Raw genomic sequence first — 1495 nt, forward strand, 5'->3', positions numbered from 1 at the left:
AAGGTGCTGACGTCAGACAGCCGCTACTGCAAACACGCTTCTCATCGGCCCGCTCCTATGCACACGATAACACTACCAGATGAAGTGCTGCTACGTCCCAGATCAATCTCAGAGCATGCTGCTTAGGTGGCAGTCCGGCGTTTTCACGGACCGGGCTTTTCGTTGATAAAAATTTCGAAATGGCGCCTGTCCGTGCGGTTGAGCGGACAAACGCTTGCCCGGCGCCCGCGGTTAGCGTCCAGGCGGGGTCACCCTCGCTCCTTCCCGGCCCTGCCACTGGCCGCTTGAACCGCCCGGCGCATGGCGCTACGGATGCGCCATGCGTATCGTCAGAGATTATGAATTCGTCGAAGACCAGGACCGGGGCGCCACCGTCGCCATCGGCAATTTCGACGGCGTGCACCAAGGCCATCAGTCGGTGATCGAACTGGCCCGCAGCGCAGCCCCCGGAGCGCCGCTGGGGGTGATGACGTTTGAGCCGCATCCGCGCGAGTATTTTGCGCCCGATGCGCCGCCGTTCCGGCTGATGCGGGCCGAGACCCGCGCCCACCGGCTGGAGAAGCTGGGGGTGACGCATCTCTACGAGCTGAATTTCAACACCGCATTGTCGAGCCTGACGCCGGAGGAATTTGCCCGCGACGTGATTGCCGGGGGGCTGGGGCTGGCGCATGTGGTGGTGGGCGCTGATTTCTGCTTTGGCAAAGGGCGCACGGGCAATGCCGAAGACCTGCAGCGGTTTGGCGCGCAGTATGGTTTTGGCGTCACCATTGCGCCCTTGATGGAATATTCCGAACATGCTGTGTCCTCGACCGCGATCCGCAATGCACTGAGCGAAGGCCGCCCTGCGGATGCCAAGGAAATGCTGGGGCACTGGCACCGCATTGAGGGCGTAGTGATCGGCGGCGAGCAACGCGGGCGCGAGTTGGGTTTTCCCACCGCGAATATGTCAATCGAGGGGCTGCACCAGCCGCGGTTCGGGGTCTATGCGGTGCTGGTGGACGTGCTGGACGGGCCGCATGCGGGCAGTTATCTGGGGGCCGCCTCGATCGGGGTCAGGCCGATGTTTGACGGTGTAGTGCCGAATATCGAAACCTTCCTGTTTGATTTTTCCGGCGATCTCTATGGCGCAACGCTGTCGGTTGCGCTGGTGGCCTTCCTGCGGCCGGAGCTGAAGTTTGACGGGCTGGAGGCGCTGATCGAACAGATGGATGCGGATTGCAGCCGGTCCCGCGAACTGCTGGTGGCGCTATGAGACCTGGCAAGGACGTAATCGACCGGTCGGGTCTGGCCAAGCGGTTCTGGGAGAAGAAGCCGCTTGCGAAGCTGAACCAAAAGGAATGGGAAGCGCTGTGCGACGGCTGCGGCAAATGCTGCCTGAACAAGCTGGAGGACGAGGAGACCGGCGCGGTTGCCCTGACCCGTGTCGCCTGCCGCCTGCTGGATGATGACAGCTGCCGCTGCGCGCAGTATCCGATCCGCCATCAGTTTGTGCCCG

The 1495-nt window shown here is 62.7% G+C and carries 2 protein-coding genes; both read left to right on the plus strand.

All coding sequences use genetic code 11. The features are described from left to right. The first annotated feature begins 319 nt into the window (after positions 1-319). On the plus strand, positions 320-1252 hold the full coding sequence (locus A2I95_RS37240) for a bifunctional riboflavin kinase/FAD synthetase (RefSeq protein ID WP_291737492.1): 933 nt from the start codon (positions 320-322) through the stop codon (positions 1250-1252). Continuing rightward, on the plus strand, positions 1249-1495 hold a 247-nt coding region (locus A2I95_RS37245), incomplete at its 3' end, for a YkgJ family cysteine cluster protein (RefSeq protein ID WP_291737493.1). The genes A2I95_RS37240 and A2I95_RS37245, both read left to right, overlap by 4 nt.

It is taken from the genome of Leisingera sp. F5 (assembly GCF_001593695.1).